This is a genomic window from Actinoplanes subglobosus, assembly GCF_042650585.1.
Classification (GTDB): domain Bacteria; phylum Actinomycetota; class Actinomycetes; order Mycobacteriales; family Micromonosporaceae; genus Actinoplanes; species Actinoplanes subglobosus.
In genome coordinates, this window is sequence record NZ_JBHSBL010000015.1 from 1 (window position 1) to 18,299 (window position 18,299).

An 18,299-nucleotide genomic window follows, 5' to 3' on the forward strand; every position below is an offset into this window, starting at 1 on the left:
ACGGCCGCTACTTCCGCTCCTTCACCGCCTCCAGCCTCGGCGGCACCTGGACCCCACAGGCCGCCACCGAGAGCAACCCCTTCGCCGGCAAGGCCAACAGCGGCGCCACCTGGACCAACGACATCAGCCACGGCGAACTCATCCGCACCAGCGCCGACCAGACCATGACCATCGACCCGTGCCACCTGCAACTGCTCTACCAGGGACGTTCCCCCAGTTCGGGCGGCGACTACGGCCTGCTGCCCTACCGTCCCGGCCTGCTCACCCACCAGCGCTGACCAGAGAGGTCCCGTTCCCCATGCGCATTCCCCGACTCGCGCTGCTGTCCACGGCCACCGTCGGCGTCCTCGTCGCGGCGAGTATCGCCGTCATCGGCACCGCGGAGGCGGCCACCACCCTCGGCGCCTCGGCCGCGCAGACCGGCCGCTACTTCGGTGTCGCCACCGCCGCCTTCAAGTTCACCGACACGCCCTACATGACGATCCTCAACCGTGAGTTCAACTCGGTCGTCCCCGAGAACGACATGAAGTGGGACGCCACCGAACCCCAGCAGGGCCGTTTCACCTTCACCAACGGTGACCGTCTCGTCAGTCACGCGCAGAGCCGGGGCATGACCGTGCGCGGCCACGCCCTGCTGTGGCACGCCCAGCAGCCGTCCTGGGCGCAGGGACTGTCCGGATCCGCCCTGCGCAGCGCCGCGATCAACCACGTCACCCAGGTCGCCACGCACTTCCGCGGCAAGATCCACTCGTGGGACGTGGTGAACGAGGCGTTCGCCGACGGCGGTGGCGGCGCCCGCCGTGACTCCAACCTGCAGCGCACCGGCAACGACTGGATCGAAGCCGCCTTCCGTGCCGCGCGGGCCGCCGATCCGGGCGCCAAGCTCTGCTACAACGACTACAACACCGACGGGATCAACGCGAAGTCCACCGGCATCTACAACATGGTCCGCGACTTCAAGTCCCGCGGCGTCCCGATCGACTGCGTCGGCCTGCAATCGCACCTGGGCACCACGCTGGACAGCACCTACCAGCAGAACATCCAGCGGTTCGCCGACCTCGGCGTCGACGTCCAGATCACCGAACTCGACGTCCAGCAGGGCGCCAACCAGGCCAACATCTTCGCCTCGGTCACCCGGGCCTGCCTCGCGGTCGCCCGTTGCACGGGCATCACCGTCTGGGGTGTACGGGACTCCGACTCGTGGCGCACCGGGCAGAACCCGTTGCTGTTCGACGCCAACGGCAACAAGAAGGCCGCCTACACCGCCGTCCTCAACACCCTGAACGCCGGCGGCCCGACCACCCCCACGTCGCCGACCACCAGTTCCCCGCCGCCGGCCTCCGGCGGATGCACCGCCCAGGTGACGCTGAACTCGTGGACCGGCGGCTACACCGCCACCGTCCGGGTCACCGCCGGATCCGCCGCGATCAGCGGCTGGAGCGTCGGCGTCACCGTGCCGTCCGGTGGGGCGGTGACCAGCACCTGGAACGCCGGCAACAGCGGGACCAGTGGCCAGGTCACCTTCCGCAACGTCAGTTACAACGGTCAGGTCCCGGCCGGCGGCTCCACCGAGTTCGGCTTCCAGGGCACCGGCACCGGACCCACGGTCACCCCCTCCTGCACCGCCGGCTGATCCCCCGGCCCCATCCCCACAGGAGTCATCCCCATGCGAAAACCGCACGTCACCAGCGCCGCGCTGATATCGGCCGGTGTGCTCGTCGCCTCCGCCGCGGTGGCCACCGCCCTGCCCGCCGGAGCGGCCGCCGCCGGTTGCTCGGTCAAGTACGCAGTGTCCTCACAGTGGCAGGGCGGATTCGGCGCCGACGTCACCATCACCAACCTCGGCGATCCGCTCACCAGCTGGACGCTGACCTGGTCCTACACCGCCGGGCAGACCGTCACGCAAGCCTGGAACGCGACGGTGACCCAGAGCGGCACCGCGGTCACCGCCAGGAACGTCAGCTACAACGGCGCGATCGCCACCGGCGGGACCGCGTCGTTCGGCTTCAACGGTGCCTGGACCAGCGCCAACCCGGTGCCGGCCGACTTCGCCGTCAACGGTGTGGCCTGCACCGGCGGCACCACCACGCCGACCTCCTCACCGACCAGTGGGCCCCCGACCAGCAGCCCCCCGGCCGCGGCGGACATCACCGTCAACACCGCGACCAGATATCAGACGGTCGACGGATTCGGGGCGGCGGTATCGATCTGGGGGAGTGCCTGGTCGGCCGCCGAGACACAGACACTGGTCGGGCTGGGCGCCAACCAGCTCGGGCTGTCGATCGTGCGTACCGGGATCTCTCCGGTGTCCAGCGAATGGGCGACGCAGGTCAGTGCCTTGAAGACCGCGAAGTCGTACGGCTCGAATGTCAAGATCCTCGCCTCGCCGTGGACCGCCCCGGCCGCGTGGAAGACGAACAACAGCCGTATCAACGGCGGGAAGCTGAAGACCGACTACTACGACGACTACGCCGGCCATCTCAACAGCTTCGTCCAGTACATGCGGGGCCAGGGCGTGACCGTCGACGTGACGTCGGTGCAGAACGAGCCGGACTGGCATCCCGATTACGACTCGATGGACTGGAGCGGCACCGAACTGCGCGATTTCGTCCGCGATCAGGGCGCCAAGGTGCAGAACACGAAACTGATGGTCGCCGAGGCGGTGAACCTCAACTACAGCTACACCGACCCCACCCTGAACGACGCGACCGCCCGCAACAACATCGGCTACATCGGCGGCCACCTCTACGGCACGGAATCGGCCGGCCGTCTCGCGAACTATCCGCTGGCGGCGCAGAACGGAAAACCGGTGTGGATGACCGAATGGAACCTGCATGCCGCCGACGGCAGTGGTTCCAACATCTGGGGGAACCCCGCGAATCAGACCGTCTGGAACGAAACCCTCGACGACATCATGCGTACGGTCCACAAGTCGATGGAATCGAATTGGTCGGCCTACGTCTGGTGGTACGGAAAGCGCTACTACTCGTTCATCGGCGACGGTGAGGCCGCCTACGGCACGACCGCCGGCGCCCCGCTCAAGCGTGGTTACGCCTTCTCCCAGTTCTCCAAGTACGTCCGTCCCGGATACCAGCGTGTCGCCCTGACCAAGAGCACCAAGGCGTCCCCGCTGGAGATCACTGCCTACCAGGGCGACGGCAAGATCACGCTGGTCGTCCTGAACCGCTCGACCAGCGCGGTGAACAACGCCGTGGTCCAGGCCCCGCAGAACATCAGCCGTGCCGAGTACTACGCGACGTCGGTGAACGCCAACGCGGCGAGCCAGCCGGCCACCGTCAACGGCGGCCAGGTGACCGTCAACGTCCCGGCCCGGAGCATCTCCACCATCGTCCTGACTCCGTGACCGCGAGGTTCCGGCCGGGTCACGACCCGGCCGGAACCCCCGAAAGGCCCGAAAGGCTCGGCGGGCGTGCTGATCGCCCGGCAGGCGTCGTTGCCGGCCCACATGTCGACGCCCGGTGTCAATCCCCCGGGCTGCGCAGCGCCAGCAGCGCCACGTCGTCCTCGTGCCGGTCGCCGGCCAGCCGGGCCAGGATCTCGTCCAGAAGATCGGGCAGCGAGGCCCCGGCCAGGCCGGTGAGGACACCGTGCAGTTGTAACTTGCGGTCGTCGAGGGCGTCGGTCCGGGTCTCGATGAGGCCGTCGGTGTAGAACAGCACGGTGGAACCGGGCGGCAGCGGGCGGGAGTAGTTGTTGCGCGTGGTTCGCTGGCGCAGGCCGAGCAGCATGTCGCGCCCGGTCAGCGGGCTGACCGTGCCGTCGGCTTCGAGCAGGACCGGCGAGGGATGCCCGGCGTTGGCCCACTGCAACCGGAAGCCGGTCGTTTCGGGTCGCACGTAGGCCAGCACCGCCGTGGTCGGTGTCGGGTCGCCGAGGACCTGCATCGCGGCGTCGAGCCGGCGCAGCAGCGCGGACGGTGGTTCGTGCCGGTCCACGATGAAGGCGCGCAGCATGCTGCGCAGCTGCCCCATGCGGGCGGCGGCCAGCATGTCGTGGCCGGTCACGTCGCCGACCACCAGTGCCAGATGACCGTCCTCCAGGCGTACGGCGTCGTACCAGTCGCCGCCGACGTGCTCGCCACGGGCGGCCGGGACGTAGCGGGCGGCCAGTTCGAACGGGGCGGCGTCCGGTAGGTCGCTGAGCATGGCCCGTTGCAAGAGGGTGGCGACCTGCTCGCGGGAGTACAGGTAGTCGACGCGTTGCAGAGCCTGGCCGACGTAGCCGGCGAGAGCGGCCAGGACGGCCTGCTCGGCGGCGCCGAGCGGATACCGGTCCTTCCAGACGAAGGTCAGCGCACCGATCGGCCCGTGCGGGCCGGGCAGCGGCACGCTGGCGCCGGACTGCCAGCCCATCTCGGCGAACGTCGCGGCGGCGTCCGGGGCCTGCTCGGCGACCGCCGCCAGGTCCGGCAACAGGATCGGAAGCCCGGTGTCGGCGGCAAGGGCCGATGGGGTGCGGGCGGTCTGTGGGTAGCGGCGCCAGCGGTCGGCGACCCGTTTCGGCAGTGAGTCGCCGGACTGCAGGTGGACCTGGTGATCGGCGTCCAGCAGCGACACACCGACGTAGTCGGGATCCATGGTGCCGGTGACCAGGGTCCGGACCGCGCCGACGACCTCCGCCAGGGTGTTGGCGCGGGCCAGGGCGACACTGGCGCGCAGTAGCAGCTGGCTGCGGTCGAAGGCGGCGCTGGCGGCGTGTTCGTTCCCGCGTGCGGTCTGGGTGGCGATACGCAGCCGCAGACTGTCCGAGCAGGTCGCCGCCAGGTCGGCGAGCAGGTCGAGTTCGCCGGCGGTCCACTGCCGGGGCGCGGTGTCGATGGCGCACAGCGAACCGAGCACCATGCCGTCGCCGTCGGTCAGGGGGATGCCCGCATAGCCGACGACGCCGAGGTCGGTGATGGCCAGGTTCCCCGCCACGCGTGGGTCGGTGCGGGCGTCGGTGACGACCAGCGTTTCGCCGCTGGTCACGACATGCTGGCAGAAGGAGTGCGACAGCGGTGTCTGCCGCCGCTGCTGCCATGGCAGGGCCAGTCCGTACGCTCCGGGGAACACCTGCCGGATGTCGTCGACGAGGGACACCAGTGCCACCGGGACGCCGAGGGTGCGCTGCACGATGGAAGCGAACCGGTCGAACATCGGATCGGCCGCCGCGCCCAGTCCCGTACGGATCAGCGCGTCCAGCCGGCCCGGATCGTCGAGCGGCTCAGCCATGCGGCAGCCGTGCGGTCTCGCCGTAGAACGAGCTGATCTGGTGAACCGTGGATTCGAACGCGTCGGCGTCATCGTCGTCGACCACCAGGACGTTCAGCTCCTGCGGCTCTACAGACGTTGTCACACGATCCCCCTCGTCAGCCGGGAATCACCCATCCCGCCGGACGAAGATACGGCATGAGGCATCGCCGCGCACAGCAACCGGACGCTGATCGCGGCGCCGCGGCCCGGGGCTGCATCAGTGTCGCTCCCACTGCTCTCTGGTGAGTTCGTAGCGCACACCCCCGAGCTCGGCGCCCTCGACCAACAGCATGTCGGGGGGAGTCTCCAGGGTGCCGGTCATCGTCATCCCGACCTTCTCCAGCACCCGCCGGGAACCGTCGTTCAACGACATCGTCGCGGCCCAGACCAGCTGCACGCCCAGCTCGCCGAAGCCCTTGTCCACGAGTGCCCTCGAACCTTCGGTGGCGTACCCCTTGCCCCACTCCGCCCGGCGCAGCCGATAGCCGAGCTCGGCCTCGTCCAGCGGGCTCTCCTCGTCCTCGGGACCCAGGTGGAACCATCCGATGAAGGCGCCACCGTCCTTGGCGTACGCCGCGAACAGCCCGAACCTTCCGCCCCACAGCTCGTACCCTTTGAGGATGTTCCGCAGGCCGCGCTCGCGGTAGTGCTCCGGTGGTGTCGGCTCACCGCCGGTCAGATAGCGCATGACCGCCGGATCGCTGTCCAGTTCGATCAGCAGGTCCGCGTCGCCGGCGGTGAAGTGACGCAGGGTCAGGCGCTCGGTCTCCAGGAAGGCATCCACCGGCGCATATTGATCTACGCGGGACGAAATGGCCACTGCTTTTCCAGCAGGTCGGCGATCGCCCGGTGGCCGGCCGCGTTGGGGTGGTCGCCGTCCGCGGCCAGCAGGCCGGTCGGGTCACCGGTGAACGCGACTGACGTGTCGAGATAGGTCGCCCCGCTGCTCTCGGCCGCCTGCCGTAGCGCGTCGTTGCAGTCCCGGGTCGCCTGTCTGGCCTCGGCGAGCCCGTCCGGGCCGTAGGTGCTCAGGCCGACCGCACCGTCCGCGACCACGTTCCAGTAGCCCAGCACCAGCACCTCCACCGGGCCGCTGTGCTCCCGGCGCACCGTGTCGACGATCGACGACACGGTGGTCCGCACCGACCGTGCGGTCGCCGGGTAGTCGTCGCCGCTGTCGAACGCCGCGGCCATGTCGTTGGCTCCGGCCATCAGGATCACCACGTTCGCCGCGCGGATGTCGGCGCGGACGTCACCGGCATCGAGCTGTTCCTGTACGTCTGTCGTGTCGAAACCGGGTTCGGCCAGATTGATCGACGTCGCACCCGGCGACGCGCGATGGGCGTACAGATCGGGAAAGGGTGTGCAGTCGCAAGCGGTGCCCGCCGGAACCGAATCGCCCAGGGTGACCACCACCGGCGCCGTTGTGGTGGGCGCCGCACATCCGCTCAGCAACAGCACGGCCGCGGCCGCCACCCGCCACCGGATCAACGCGTGGCGAGGGCGGGTTGCGCGGCGGGCAGGAACGCCTCCGCGGTCAGCGCCGCCACGGCGATCCGCGGCAGGTCCCGGGCGGTGGGGAAGCACAGGTACCGAGGTTGCCACAACGGCAGATACTTGGCGTTCGCGCGGTACAGCGACTCGATCTGCCACACCCGGGAGAACAGCCGCAACAACCGGTGCCACAGGCGCAGCACCGGCCCGGCGCCCAGTTGCTCGGCACGGGCGAAGACCGACCGCAGCACCGCGAAATTCAGCGACACCCGGCGGATCCCGAGCGCCGGGCCGGCCTCGACCGCGGTCGCCACCATCAGCTCGGTCAACCCGTTCGGCGCGGTACGGTCACCGCGCATCAGGTCGAGCGAGATCCCGTCGGCACCCCACGGCACGAACTGCAGCACACCCCGCAGACCGCCGTCCTGATCGTGGGCGAGCACCATCAGGCAGTCACCGTCGGCAGGGTCGCCGAGCCGGGACAGCGCCATCGAGAAGCCGCGTTCCACGTTGCCGTCCCGGAACCGTTCGGCCGCGTCCAGCACCGACGCCAGATCGCCGGGTGACAGGTCCCGCTGACGTACCGCGGTGCAGGTGTAGCCGGCCCGCCGGATCCGGTTGACCGCCTGCCGTACCGAACGCATCGCACGACCGTCGAGGCTGAACGTGGCGACGTCCAGGACCGCCTCGTCACCCAGCTCGATGACGTCGAGACCGGCCCGGGCGTACGCCGCGGCACCGGCCCGGCCACACCCGAGGACCGCCGGCGTCCAGCCGTGACGCTCACCGTCGGCCAGCCAGGCGGCGATCGCCTCCGGCCAGGCCGACTCGACACCGATCGGATCACCCGCCGCGAGACTGACCCCACGGACCACCCGGTACGCCACCGCCGCGTTACCCGACGGCGTCCAGACCAGCGCCTTGTCCGACCGCAGCGCGAAATAGCCCAGCGAGTCGCCACCACCGTACCGTGCCAGCAGCCCGCGCAGCCGCTGCTCGTCGTCGGCGGTGCGCACCGGTCGCGGCTCACCCGGCCGCAGGAACAGCACGGCCGCCGCCAGCACCGCCAGCAGCCCGAACGTGCCGGTGGTGAAGCTGACCGTGTCGGCCGCCCACGGCCGGGCGAACTCCACCGGCCCGGTGACACCGATCAGACCCAGCGCGGCGTGTTCGGCCCAGGCCCGCACCCCCGGCGTCCCGATCAGATGGTCGGCCCGGATCGCGATCTCGACCAGGCCGAGCAGAAAACCCGCGCCGGCGAATCCGATCAGCACGGTCACCGCGCGCCACCGGCTGCGCGGACCGGGAAGAGCATGGAATTCCCGGCGTACGGCCACCAGCAGCGTCAACAGCGCGGCCGACACGACCGCCGCGGCGAGATCCAGCCCTTTGAGCAGGTGCAGCCCGATCGCCGCGCCGGCCACGACGACCGCCAGCTGCCACGCCCGCAACCGTCCCCGCCGTAGCCCCGCGCCCAGATAGACGAGCAGCGCACCGGCGCCCGCGGTAGCGGCCCGAGCGGTGAGGATCCCGGCGGCCGGCACGAACGCGGCGAGCGCCGCCATCCGCCCGTGGTGAACGGGGACGACCGCGGTGACGACGTTGAACACGCCGTTGAGCTGGACCAGCCGGGCGACGGCGGCTCGGGACAGTGGTGGCCGGGGGCGCCACGTGCGTACAGACATCGCTTGCTCCTTCTCTCGCCGGGCGAATTTATGAGCGTCGTGATGAGAAGACGATGAGATTCAGCGGCGCCGGCTCTCACCGGGTTCTCATCAGCGGGGGAGCAGATTGCGATCGTTCCCGGTGCGCCGACGAGATGAGAACCCATGTCCCTGACCGGCATTCCCCTGATCGTCGCGGCCGGGTTCGGGGTGATCGCCGCCGCGGCCCTGACCGTGCGGGCGTGGCGACGCCCGGTGGTGCGGCCGCTGGGCATCCTGATCACCGAGGCGTTGCTGCTGGCCGGGATCGGTCTGGTGGTCAATCGGGTCGAGCTGTTCTATCCGTCCTGGGCGGACCTGCTGCAACAGTCGGACGACCCGGCGGTCACCGCCGCGGTCCAGCCCGGTGCCCTCGACGAATGGCTGCGCACCCGGCCGGCCGGCGACCCCTTCACCTGGCATCCGCCGGGCTGGACCGATTGGCATCTGGCCGCGGCGCCCACGGTCGTGGTCCCACCGGACTATCCGGACCACCCCGACCGGCGGTATTCCGTGGTGGTCGTCATCGGAGACGCCGGGGCCGGCCCGCCCGCCGGTGCCGAGCAGACCGTGGTGGTCGTCGCCCGTACCACCGTGGCCACCACGGCGGCGGCACTCACCGAGGACCTGCCCGCGCGGCTGAGTCACGACCTGCGGGTCACCGGCCGCCGCTGGGCACTGGTGTCCCCGGCGTCCGGAATGGCACTGGCCGACCAGGCCGCGGCGGTACCCGGGCGGTATTCGGCGATCGCGATGATCCGTGGCCGGCCCGGGGACAGCCGTGCACCGGTGGGTGTGACCGTCGGCACCAGCGACGGACTGGCCACCGCCGTCGCCTGGGCCGCCCGGCAGACACCACCGCCACTGGCCGCCGCCGTGCCGCCGGTCACCTGGCTGCCCGTCCACCACCGCCCGCACCGGCCCGCCGGGTCCGCGCCCACCCGTACAGGAGGAAGCCTTGTCCCCGGACAGCCTCGGCCCTGAACTGCTCGCCCTCGCCGCCGCCGTGGTCGCCGCCCTGATGGTCGGCCCGCTGTGGAGACGCGGCATCGCCGTCCGGGCCGCCGCGCTGACCGCCTGCCTGGTCACGGCTGCGGCGACCGCGCTGCTGTGGGTGAACCGGCAGGTCGACACGTACCCGACCTGGGCCAGCCTGCTCGGCTCGGAACCCGCCGCGGCCGTGCCCGTCACCGCCGCCGGTGGGGCCGGTCGCGGCACGGTGACGACGATGACGGTCACCGGCCCGGCGAGCGGGCTGACCCTTCCCATGTACGTCTACCTGCCGCCCGGCTACGACCAGCGGTCCGGCCTGCGCTATCCGGTCGTCGAGGCGTTCCACGGGTACCCGGGATCGCCCGTGCAGTGGTTCAACGGGCTGCACGCCGCCGGGGTCCTCGACGCCGAGATCGGTGCCGGGCGGATGGCTCCGACGGTCGTGCTGTTCCCCTACCAGACACCGGACCCGGCCCTCGACACCGAATGCACGAACCTGCCCGGCGGCCCGCAGACGGAGACGTTCCTGACCGTCGACGTGCCGGCCGCCGCCGAGGCCCGGTTCCGGATCCGCACCGACGCCGCCGGATGGGGGCTGATCGGCTACTCGGCCGGTGGCTACTGTGCCGCCGACCTGCTGCTTCGCCACCCCACCGAGTACGCGGCCGGTGCCGCCCTGTCCGGATATGCCACCCCGGGCATCCGGGTCGGCCATGGCGCTGAGGACACCGGGTACAACCTCCTGTGGCGGCTCGCGCATCTGCCGGTGCCGGCGGTGTCGCTCTACCTGGGCTGCGCCCGGACCGACCGGCACCCGATGCGTGACACCGCAGCGCTGGCCGTCGCGGCCCGGGCGCCGCTGTCGGTCACCACCTCCTACCTGGGCGGCGGTGGCCACAACATGCGGACGTGGCAGGCGCTGGAAGCCCCCGCCTTCGACTGGTTGTCGACATCACTGGGCCGGCCGCTCCACTCCGCCGCGCCGCCGCCGAAGGTTCAGGACCGGTGATTCTCCGGCCCAGGATCGCGGAGCCGGCCCCGCCGATCAAATGCCGTGCCGAGGGGGACGGTGATCCTGTACATTCCCGGTGTCTCGTCGTCTAGGGGCCTAGGATGCCGCGCGCCCTCCGGGGACGCGGTGGCGTGGGTTCAAATCCCATCGAGGCAACGGGCCGGCGCCGTCTTCGGCGCCGGCCCTCTCCGTGCCCGAAACCCGGGCTCGTTGTCATACCCCCGCTCTAGCATCGCGGGCATGGCGATTCCTGAGCGGATTCCGATCGCGCACGAGCCGGGCTACCGGACCAGCTCGATCGGCACATATGAGGACGGGCAGTTCTTCGGTTCCGTCACGGCCACCCTCGAAGACGGTGCCCTGGCGACCGACGACTGGCCCCGCCACAAGCGGTGGTATGCGGTGTTGCACCGGTTCGACGCGGACGGTGCCCACACCGGCTCGCAGATCTGGTGCGCCGGCACGAGCGAGGAGGAGCAGGCCTCCATCGACCGGGCTGACGCGCGCCTCGCCGAGTGGCTGGAGGTCCTGCCGGGCCGTGCCTTCGGTGACATCGCCGTCAAGCTGTTCCACGTCGACTTCGAGGGGCACGTCTTCGGGCTGGTCGATCAGTCCGAGGACTATGACGGCGACGACCATGCGGAGTTCGTGCCCGACGACCTGGGCTTCGACCCGCCCTGGGACGGCCTTTACGACACCTGAGACACGGACGGGTGGGCGAGATGGTCGAGCGCCACTCGTATCCGTACTCCTGCCTGCTCGGTCAGCGGTCCTGGCTTTTCGGGGTGGTGGCGATCCAGGCCGCCCGCTCCGGGGTGACCAGCAGGTTCAGCACCGGATCGGTGAGCAGCGTCAACGGCGCGACGCACAGGGGGTCGTCGCTGTGCCAGTGCGGGACCGCCGCGGCCACGACCGACCAGGCCGCCTCGGTGTCGCCTCGGCGGGCGAGTTCCCGGGCCTGGTCGAGCGCCGCGGTGAATTCGGGCGGTTCCGGTGACGCCGGTGCCTCGCCGGCCTCGCCGAGCGTCTCGGCCACGAATTTCGATGCCCAGGCGCCGGGCTCGCGCCGCAGGAAGAGCGGCACGAGTTCGGCGCGGACCCGCCCGGCACCGACCGCCTCGATCACGTGCGGATGCCCGAGCACGTCGTTCCGGATCCGGTGCTGGATGCCGGGCTCCAGGAACGCCGCCATGACGACGGCGAGGTACTGTCCCGCTCCCGATCCTTTACCGGCCGCCGACGCGAATCGTTCGGCCGCCCCGCCGGCGTCGCCCCGCAGTGCCAGGCGCCGCCCCTCGGCGACCAGCTCAGCCGCCCCGTCCGGTTCAAGGGCCCGGCCCTCGCGGGCATTGAGCTGCTCGAACGACGCCCGCTCGTCAGCGACCAGATCAGCGAACGACGCGAAACGGTCGCTCAGACCCGGGTACCACGACGCCCAGACGTACGCCGCCCACTCCCCGTCGTCGCCGACGTCCGTGGGATCGAGGAGCCAGTAGCACGCGTCGGCGTCGCCGGAGATCAGCAGCGCACGGGCCAGCAGATCGTCATCCGGGTCGCCCAGATCGCACATCCCGGGCTCGATGTCCCGCAGCCATCCGACATCCGACGTGGTCCGCATCGTCCACACGAACGGCCCCATCTCGAGCCACCCGTCCGAGGCCTCCAGGAATGCCCGGTATCCCGGCGGGAGAGGCATCCCGAGCCGATCCTCGACGGCGGTGAGCGCATCCGCACCCGCGCCGGCGAACCCGAGCCATCCGGAGACCCGTCGTTCCTCGCCGAGCTGATCGAGACGATCGGCGTCGGCGATCCGGAGGAGATCCGCGCTGTACCCGGCGAGATAGTCCCGCCACTGCTCGGCCGTGCGGGGCCGTCCATGCGAAGCCACGCACCCACCTTAGAAGGTCGCCGGCAGCCGGACAGTGACCACCGCACCGCTCAGCGGAGGCCCGTTGCGCAGGAGCGCGGTGCCGTCGTGGGCGGTCACGACCGCCCGGACGATCGACAGGCCCAGCCCGGCGCCGGTCGGTGCGGTGCGCGACGGGTCGCCGCGGACGAACCGTTCGAAGGCCTGGTCGAGCAGGTTCGGCGGGAAGCCGGGGCCGTCGTCGGCCCACTCGATGCACGCGTCGGCGCCGTCGGTGCCGACCGTGACCCGGGCCGTGCCGGCACCGGCGGCGGCACTGTTGGCGGCCAGGTTGGCCAGGACCTGGCGGATCCGGCCGGCGTCCGCGTCGATGATCACCGGATCGCCGCGGACCTCGACGGTGATGCCGGTGACCGGGCCGAGCGCGCGGGCCTCGGCGTGGGCCAGGTCGGTCAGGTCGACCGGTTCGCGCAGGACTCCCAGTGCCCCGGCACGTTCCCGGGCCAGCAGCAGCATGTCCTCGGCCAGCCGGCTCAGGCGAGCGGCCTGGCGCTGGGCGGCGGACAGCGAACGGCGTACCTCCTCGGGGTCGTCGCAGGCCTGTAGGGCCAGGTCTATCTCGCCGCGCATGATCGCGATCGGTGTGCGCAGCTCGTGGCTGGCGTCGTCGACGAAGGCCCGTTCGCGGGCGAACGCGACGGCCAGCCGGGCCAGCATGCCGTCCAGCGTCGCGGCGAGCCGGGCGATCTCGTCGTCACCGGTGACCGCGGGCAGCCGCCGGTCGCTGTCGAGCGTGGAGATCGCCGCGGCCTCCCGGGTGAGCTCGTCGACCGGGCGCAACGCGGCCCGCACCAGCAGCCAGCCGAGCACGCACAGCGCCGCGATCAGCAGCGGCGTGGCGACGGCCAGCACGACGAGCTGCCGGTCACCGGCGCCCTCGACGGTACTCAGCGGCTGCCCGACCGCGAGGATCTCGCCGTCGCGGCCGACCGGGCGCGCGATCAGCCGGACCCGCTCGGGTGTTCCGCCCGGTCGCGGCACCAGGAGGACGACACTGCGGACGGTCCGGTCGCCGACGGCACGGACCTGCTCCGGCGCCAGAAGGGTCTGCCCGGCCAGCGCGGCCGCCGACACGAGCGGAGTGCCGTCGGCGGCGTACAGCTCGGCCATCGGATCGCCGCGGACCGCACCCGGATCCCGCGCCAGGACGCCGGCGATCAGGTCGTCGGCGCGGCCGGAGATGTCCGCGTCGACGGCGGCGTCGAGCTGCCGGTCGAGGGCGACGAAGAGCAGAGACAGAGCCACCAGGAGTACGAACGACGTGCCGGCACCGAACGTCAGGGCCAGGCGGGCGCGCAGTGAGGAGGGAACGAGCCGTACCACCGTCACCTCCGTCGGTCTTTCACGATGCTCTCATCATCGGCGGTGCAGGATCGGCGCCATGACGTCGACCTCTGCGCTGTGGACGCGGCACCCCGGAGTACGCGCCGGGCGCCGCCCGGGTCCGGCCGGACCCGTCGGTAACCGGCTGCTCGTGGGCGCGCTGACACTCGGGGGAGTGGTGGTGCTGGTGGGTTTCCGGCACGCCGGTGGGGTGATGGTGGCCGCGCTGGGGCTGTCCGTGCTGGCCGTGATCGAGTCGGCGGTGGTGCTGATGTCCCTGCGCCGGGCCGACCGGATCGCCGCCGAGGTCGCGCTGCACCAGCTCGGCGCCGAACGCCGTGCCGCGGCGCTGGCCCGGGACCTGCGTGACGAACTGGGCCGGCTGCATCAGGAGCTGGCCCGGGTCGCCGCGCAGACCGCGATCGCCGCGCAACCGGCGTCTCATCAGCGGCCGCACGACGCCATACGCTGAGCCGATGCGCATCCTGATCGCTGAGGACGACCCGGCGATGGCCGCCATGCTGGAGCGGGCGTTCCGGCGTGCCGGCTATGCCGTGGACACGGTCGGCACCGGCGAGGACGCGGTGTGGGCGATCACCGAGACCGACTTCGACGCGGCCGTGCTCGACGTGATGATCCCCGCGCCGGACGGTGTCGAGGTGTGCCGGCGGATCCGGGCCGCCGACCGGTGGGTGCCGGTGCTGATGCTCACCGCCCGTGACGGCACCGAGGACAAGGTCCGCGGCCTGGACGCCGGCGCCGACGACTACCTCACCAAGCCGTTCGCCGTCGACGAGCTGATGGCGAGGGTACGGGCACTGCTGCGCCGTGAACCGGCCCAGCGCCCCGCCACGTTGCGTGTCGGCGACCTGGAACTCGATCCGGCGGGGCGGACGGTACGGCGTGGCGACGCCCGGATCCCGCTGTCCGCCAAGGAGTTCGCGTTGCTGCACGAGTTGATGCGCCGGGCGGGGGAGACGCTGAGCCGCACACATCTGATCGAGCACGTGTGGGATTTCGCGTACGACGGCGGGTCGAACGTGGTGGACGTGTACGTGCGTTATCTCCGCGACAAGGTCGACCGGCCGTTCGGGCGCAGCACCATCCAGACGATGCGGGGAGCCGGCTACCGCCTCGACCCACAGGCGTGAACTCCCAGCGACGACGCGATCATGGAACGGCGGCCGCGAGCTGCTTGCGCACCCAGGACGGCTCCGGGTTGACGTGGCACTGCCCGGCGATCACGAGCGTCGGGACGGTCTCGTCGCCGCCGGTGATCCGGCGGACCGTGCCCGCCGCCTCGGGGTCCTTCCAGATGTCGACCCAGCGGAGCTTCGCCGCGTCGGGGCCGAGCCGGGCCCGCATGCGCAGGCAGTACCGGCAGCCGGGCCGCCAGTAGATGACCGGCCGCCCGTCGTCGGCCGACTCCCGGGGGTAGAACAGCGGCGAGAGCACGAAGGCATAACCCAGGAAGAAGATCAGCAGGAGCACGGCGGACCAGGTCCGGCCGGCACCGATACCGGCGGCCGCCACCAGGCCGCCGGTGAAGACCCCGAAAACGGCCAGACGCCACCGCCGCACCATGAACCGGAGAATACGCTACGGACCGTCCCCCGCCGGACCACGGCGGGCGATCCGCTGGGTGAGGGCGTGCGCGGCCTCCAGCAGCAACGTGCCCAGCTGCGCCGTGCGGTCGCCGTTGAAGCGGGGCTCGACACCGGTCAGGCTCAGCGCCCACGCCGGTGACCCGGCACGGTCGAACACGACCGCCCCGGTAGCCCAGCTGCCCGGCACGATCAGGCCGGGTGGGCCGGATCACTCGGCGCATCGACGTGGTGGCCGGCACCGGATCGAACGCCAACGGCGAGAACGGCGATCGGTGGGTACCGGCCGGCGGCTGGAGCGAACTGCTCGGCGACGAGGGCTCCGGCTGGCCCGCGTCGCCCGAGCCAAGACACCCGGTGCGGGAGCCCGAAAAGGCGGCGATGGCCGGCCTGCGGCAACGGTTGCCGGAGGCCCTCGACGGCCCGGGCGGGCAGACGCAGCCGATCAGTCGGACACCTGGCCCTGCCAGTAGGCAAGGTTGCGGCGGGCGATCCGAGGCTCGGGATGGTCCGAGGCCGCCACCCTCCTCGGCTGGTCGGTGAGTGGTTGTCCGGAGTCGGCGAGGGCCCCGTCCGGGGCCACGGCCTGATGCTGCCAAAGGGTGCGGAGATGGCGGGCGTTCACGGTATCGGGGTGGTCCGGGCCCAGCACGCGCAGATAGTCGGCGAGGACCTGTTCGAGGGCGTCGACGGCCCCGTCCGGATCGCCGGACTCACCCCGCCACCGGGCGAGGTTGTAGCGGGTGTACAGAGTTCCGGGGTGGTCCGGGCCGAGGACCCGCAGATAGTCGGTGAACAGCCGTTCAAGGGCGTCGACGGCCCCGTCCGGGTCACCGGCCTCACCTCGGAACCGGGCGAGGTTGTGGCGGGTGGTCAGGGTGTCGGGGTGGTCCGGGCCGAGCACCCGCAGATAGTCGGTGAGCAGCCGTTCGAGGGTGGTGGCGGCGCCCTCCGGATCACCGGACTCACCGCGCCAGTAGGCGAGGTTGCCGCGGCTGGTCAGGGTGTGCGGGTGGTCGTGGCCCAGGACTCGCCGCCGATCGGCGAGCAGTTGCTCGAACGCGGCGGCGGCTCCGTCCGGGTCGCCGGCCCGCCCTCGCCACCAGGCGATGTTGTTGCGGCTGGTCAGGGTGTGCGGGTGGTCCGGGCCCAGTGTCCGCAGATGGTCGGTCAGCAGCTGTTCGAAGGCATCGGCGGCCCCGTCCGGGTCACCGGCTTCGCCCCGGAACCAGGCGAGGTTGTGGCGGATGGTCAGGGTGTCGGGGTGGTCCGGGCCGAGTACCCGCAGGCAGTCGGCAAGCAGCCGTTCGAGGGCGCCGATCGCGGCGGTGGCCTGGCTGGTCTCTCCGAGGCTCTGTGCGGCCCGCAACAGTAGGGGGTGCAGGTCGGGGGTGAGCAGGGCATCGCCGGTGTTGGTGGTCAGCGCGGTGGTGTTGGCATACAGAAGTTGGGTCTGAGCGGGATCGCGGTTGATGCCGGGCCAGATTTCGGCGAGGGCGTCGGCGGCGATGCGGGCTGTCGTCGCTTGCTGGTCGGGGCTGAGTTGGTCACGGGTGGCGTGCTGGACCAACGCGTGCACGCGGATGCTGCCGCTGACCCGGTCGTGGGTGATCAGGTGGAGACGGTGCAGGTTGCTCAGGGCGTCGTCGACGGCCTGGCCGTCGGGTGGGCCGGCGTGTTCGGCGGCCAGGCAACCGGCCACGGCGACGGTGGTGAACAGGCTGGTGGGGATGGTGTTGGGGTCGAGCATGGCCGCCAGGTTCAGCAAGGGGCGGGCCAGGCCGCGCGGGGAGAGTCGGTCGGCTGCCTGCACCGACAGGATCCAGGTGGCGGCGACGGTGGTGCGGTGGTCGTCGGGCAGGGCGTCCTCGGGCGGCAGGACTCGGGTCAGGCCGTGCCGGCGTAGCAGGGCGAGATAGGTGGCGCAGTCGATGTCGCGGTCGCGGATGTAGGCGGCGGCCTGGGCGATGGCCAGGGGTAGCAGGCCGAGCGCATTCGCCAGGGCCTCGATGTCAGCCGGTGGGCTGGTCGTGCCGGTGGCGGCGGTGAGGTGGGCGATGGCTTCCGGCATGCTGTACAAGCCGACAGTGATCATGGTGCGGTTGCCTCCGGTCAGGACCGCATCGCGGCGCCGTGTGGTGATCAGGGAACGGCCGCGTGGGTTGTCGGGCGGCCACAGGCCTGCCATGTCGGCGGGGAGGTCAAGGTTGTCCAGCACGATCAGCCACCGCTTGTCGGTGTGTTCCAGCCAGCGCAGCAACTGTTCGGCGGCGGCCTGCGGGTCGGTGTCGGTGCTGATACCGGGCAGCCGCAGGGAGCGGGCGAGGGCGGCGTAGCCGGCGAGCAACGCCTGACGGGTGTCGGCGGTGATCCACACCCGCACGTCGAGTTCCCCGGCGGCGTCCAGGTGGCGGGTGAACTGGGCGGCCACTTGGGTCTTGCCGACGCCACCGAGTCCGGACAGCACTTGGGTGCGCGCCGCGGCTCTCCCGGCGCCGGCTGCTCGCAGTAGCTGGCGCACGACTTCCCGGTCCTGGAAGTAGTCCGCCTCGCGGGGGACCAGTCCCACCCGGACCGCTCCATCGCGGTCGGCGGTGGGGGCGCTCTTCGCCCGTTCCTGCCGGCGGGCGTCGCGCCGGTCGAGCACGGTGATCACCAGCGCGGCCAGGCCGAACACGGCGCCGGCTATGCCGGCGATCCAGCCGGCCTGTTCGGTCCCGGTCCAACCCGGTTTCGGAAGTTGCCGGCTGCCTGGTTGCCACCAGAACAATACTGCGGCGCCGGCCAGCAGCACGATTCCCGTTGACAGCGCTCGCGTCAGCCGGCTTTGCCGTCTCGGTCGTGGAAACACCCGTCGTGCCATCCCCCCATCATGGACAAAGAGAGCCACCGACCAGAAGCCACGCCAAGGTACGGCCGGGTGTGGGGTTTGCCGCTGGTCGGCTACTCTGGCCGTGTCTCGTCAAGGTCGAAGCCATCGGTTGATACCGC

The 18,299-nt window shown here is 71.3% G+C and carries 18 protein-coding genes and 1 tRNA gene; 9 read left to right on the top strand and 10 right to left on the bottom strand.

All coding sequences use genetic code 11. From position 1 onward, the window contains the following. The 3 genes from ACFO0C_RS14675 to ACFO0C_RS14685 all read left to right on the top strand — a co-directional run. Positions 1-278 (top strand): non-reducing end alpha-L-arabinofuranosidase family hydrolase (locus ACFO0C_RS14675; protein WP_378067152.1); only part of this gene is annotated, 278 nt, incomplete at its 5' end. A 20-nt stretch (positions 279-298) separates the two neighbouring features. Continuing rightward, positions 299-1,633, top strand: a complete 1,335-nt coding sequence (locus ACFO0C_RS14680) for an endo-1,4-beta-xylanase (protein WP_378067153.1) — start codon at positions 299-301, stop codon at positions 1,631-1,633. A gap of 33 nt (positions 1,634-1,666) precedes the next feature. Continuing rightward, positions 1,667-3,364, top strand: a complete 1,698-nt coding sequence (locus ACFO0C_RS14685; protein WP_378067154.1) for a cellulose binding domain-containing protein — start codon at positions 1,667-1,669, stop codon at positions 3,362-3,364. Positions 3,365-3,482: 118 nt separating this feature from the next. Here the strand turns inward: ACFO0C_RS14685 and ACFO0C_RS14690 are convergent, their stop codons facing one another. The 5 genes from ACFO0C_RS14690 to ACFO0C_RS14710 form a co-directional block, all read right to left on the bottom strand. Next, positions 3,483-5,231, bottom strand: a complete 1,749-nt coding sequence (locus ACFO0C_RS14690; RefSeq protein ID WP_378067155.1) for a SpoIIE family protein phosphatase — start codon at positions 5,229-5,231, stop codon at positions 3,483-3,485. Next, positions 5,224-5,355 (bottom strand): hypothetical protein, encoded by a 132-nt coding sequence (locus ACFO0C_RS14695; protein ID WP_378067156.1) that lies wholly within the window; start codon positions 5,353-5,355, stop codon positions 5,224-5,226. The genes ACFO0C_RS14690 and ACFO0C_RS14695 overlap by 8 nt, the downstream gene beginning before the upstream one ends. Before the next feature lie 114 nt (positions 5,356-5,469). Beyond that, a complete protein-coding gene (locus ACFO0C_RS14700) occupies positions 5,470-6,036 on the bottom strand; it encodes a GNAT family N-acetyltransferase (protein WP_378067157.1) in 567 nt (188 codons plus the stop codon). Between the two features lie 14 nt (positions 6,037-6,050). Beyond that, complete coding sequence (locus ACFO0C_RS14705; protein ID WP_378067158.1) at positions 6,051-6,668, bottom strand: SGNH/GDSL hydrolase family protein; 618 nt, start codon at positions 6,666-6,668, stop codon at positions 6,051-6,053. A gap of 71 nt (positions 6,669-6,739) precedes the next feature. Continuing rightward, positions 6,740-8,431: a phosphatidylglycerol lysyltransferase domain-containing protein gene (locus tag ACFO0C_RS14710; protein ID WP_378067159.1), complete on the bottom strand. Its 1,692-nt coding sequence runs from the start codon at positions 8,429-8,431 to the stop codon at positions 6,740-6,742. Positions 8,432-8,575: 144 nt separating this feature from the next. On the opposite strand from ACFO0C_RS14710, the gene ACFO0C_RS14715 reads away from it, so the two are divergent. From ACFO0C_RS14715 to ACFO0C_RS14730, 4 genes are all read left to right on the top strand, one after another. Continuing rightward, the gene (locus tag ACFO0C_RS14715) at positions 8,576-9,433 is read left to right on the top strand and encodes a hypothetical protein (RefSeq protein WP_378067160.1); all 858 of its coding nucleotides are present in this window, start codon (positions 8,576-8,578) and stop codon (positions 9,431-9,433) included. Continuing rightward, on the top strand, positions 9,408-10,451 hold the full coding sequence (locus tag ACFO0C_RS14720) for an alpha/beta hydrolase (RefSeq protein ID WP_378067161.1): 1,044 nt from the start codon (positions 9,408-9,410) through the stop codon (positions 10,449-10,451). Before ACFO0C_RS14715 ends, ACFO0C_RS14720 begins: the two co-directional genes overlap by 26 nt. An 80-nt stretch (positions 10,452-10,531) precedes the next feature. Further along, a tRNA-OTHER gene (locus ACFO0C_RS14725) sits at positions 10,532-10,610 on the top strand. A gap of 84 nt (positions 10,611-10,694) precedes the next feature. Continuing rightward, positions 10,695-11,156 (top strand): hypothetical protein, encoded by a 462-nt coding sequence (locus ACFO0C_RS14730; protein WP_378067162.1) that lies wholly within the window; start codon positions 10,695-10,697, stop codon positions 11,154-11,156. A 61-nt stretch (positions 11,157-11,217) separates the two neighbouring features. On the opposite strand, the gene ACFO0C_RS14735 is transcribed toward ACFO0C_RS14730, so the two are convergent. Together ACFO0C_RS14735 and ACFO0C_RS14740 are read right to left on the bottom strand one after the other, a co-directional pair. Continuing rightward, positions 11,218-12,342 (bottom strand): SMI1/KNR4 family protein, encoded by a 1,125-nt coding sequence (locus ACFO0C_RS14735; RefSeq protein ID WP_378067163.1) that lies wholly within the window; start codon positions 12,340-12,342, stop codon positions 11,218-11,220. Positions 12,343-12,351: 9 nt separating this feature from the next. After that, positions 12,352-13,710 (bottom strand): ATP-binding protein, encoded by a 1,359-nt coding sequence (locus ACFO0C_RS14740; RefSeq protein ID WP_378067164.1) that lies wholly within the window; start codon positions 13,708-13,710, stop codon positions 12,352-12,354. A 52-nt stretch (positions 13,711-13,762) separates the two neighbouring features. On the opposite strand from ACFO0C_RS14740, the gene ACFO0C_RS14745 reads away from it, so the two are divergent. Beyond that, entirely contained in the window at positions 13,763-14,176 is a 414-nt protein-coding gene (locus ACFO0C_RS14745) for a hypothetical protein (RefSeq protein WP_378067165.1), read from the top strand. Between the two features lie 4 nt (positions 14,177-14,180). After that, entirely contained in the window at positions 14,181-14,855 is a 675-nt protein-coding gene (locus ACFO0C_RS14750) for a response regulator transcription factor (protein ID WP_378067166.1), read from the top strand. A 19-nt stretch (positions 14,856-14,874) separates the two neighbouring features. Here the strand turns inward: ACFO0C_RS14750 and ACFO0C_RS14755 are convergent, their stop codons facing one another. From ACFO0C_RS14755 to ACFO0C_RS14765, 3 genes are all read right to left on the bottom strand, one after another. Then, positions 14,875-15,288, bottom strand: a complete 414-nt coding sequence (locus ACFO0C_RS14755) for a glutaredoxin domain-containing protein (RefSeq protein ID WP_378067167.1) — start codon at positions 15,286-15,288, stop codon at positions 14,875-14,877. A 15-nt stretch (positions 15,289-15,303) separates the two neighbouring features. Continuing rightward, positions 15,304-15,468: a hypothetical protein gene (locus ACFO0C_RS14760; protein ID WP_449190974.1), complete on the bottom strand. Its 165-nt coding sequence runs from the start codon at positions 15,466-15,468 to the stop codon at positions 15,304-15,306. A 285-nt stretch (positions 15,469-15,753) separates the two neighbouring features. Further along, on the bottom strand, positions 15,754-18,102 hold the full coding sequence (locus tag ACFO0C_RS14765) for a tetratricopeptide repeat protein (RefSeq protein ID WP_378067169.1): 2,349 nt from the start codon (positions 18,100-18,102) through the stop codon (positions 15,754-15,756). Positions 18,103-18,299: the final 197 nt, after the last annotated feature.

What these genes read in the sequence shown, in the direction of transcription:
- ACFO0C_RS14730 (WP_378067162.1), top strand. Translation starts at nt 10,695, where the DNA reads ATGGCGATTCCTGAGCGGATTCCGATCGCGCACGAGCCGGGCTACCGG.
- ACFO0C_RS14750 (WP_378067166.1), top strand. Translation starts at nt 14,181, where the DNA reads ATGCGCATCCTGATCGCTGAGGACGACCCGGCGATGGCCGCCATGCTG.
- ACFO0C_RS14710 (WP_378067159.1), bottom strand. Translation starts at nt 8,431, where the DNA reads ATGTCTGTACGCACGTGGCGCCCCCGGCCACCACTGTCCCGAGCCGCC.
- ACFO0C_RS14715 (WP_378067160.1), top strand. Translation starts at nt 8,576, where the DNA reads ATGTCCCTGACCGGCATTCCCCTGATCGTCGCGGCCGGGTTCGGGGTG.
- ACFO0C_RS14680 (WP_378067153.1), top strand. Translation starts at nt 299, where the DNA reads ATGCGCATTCCCCGACTCGCGCTGCTGTCCACGGCCACCGTCGGCGTC.
- ACFO0C_RS14745 (WP_378067165.1), top strand. Translation starts at nt 13,763, where the DNA reads ATGACGTCGACCTCTGCGCTGTGGACGCGGCACCCCGGAGTACGCGCC.
- ACFO0C_RS14755 (WP_378067167.1), bottom strand. Translation starts at nt 15,288, where the DNA reads ATGGTGCGGCGGTGGCGTCTGGCCGTTTTCGGGGTCTTCACCGGCGGC.
- ACFO0C_RS14690 (WP_378067155.1), bottom strand. Translation starts at nt 5,231, where the DNA reads ATGGCTGAGCCGCTCGACGATCCGGGCCGGCTGGACGCGCTGATCCGT.
- ACFO0C_RS14685 (WP_378067154.1), top strand. Translation starts at nt 1,667, where the DNA reads ATGCGAAAACCGCACGTCACCAGCGCCGCGCTGATATCGGCCGGTGTG.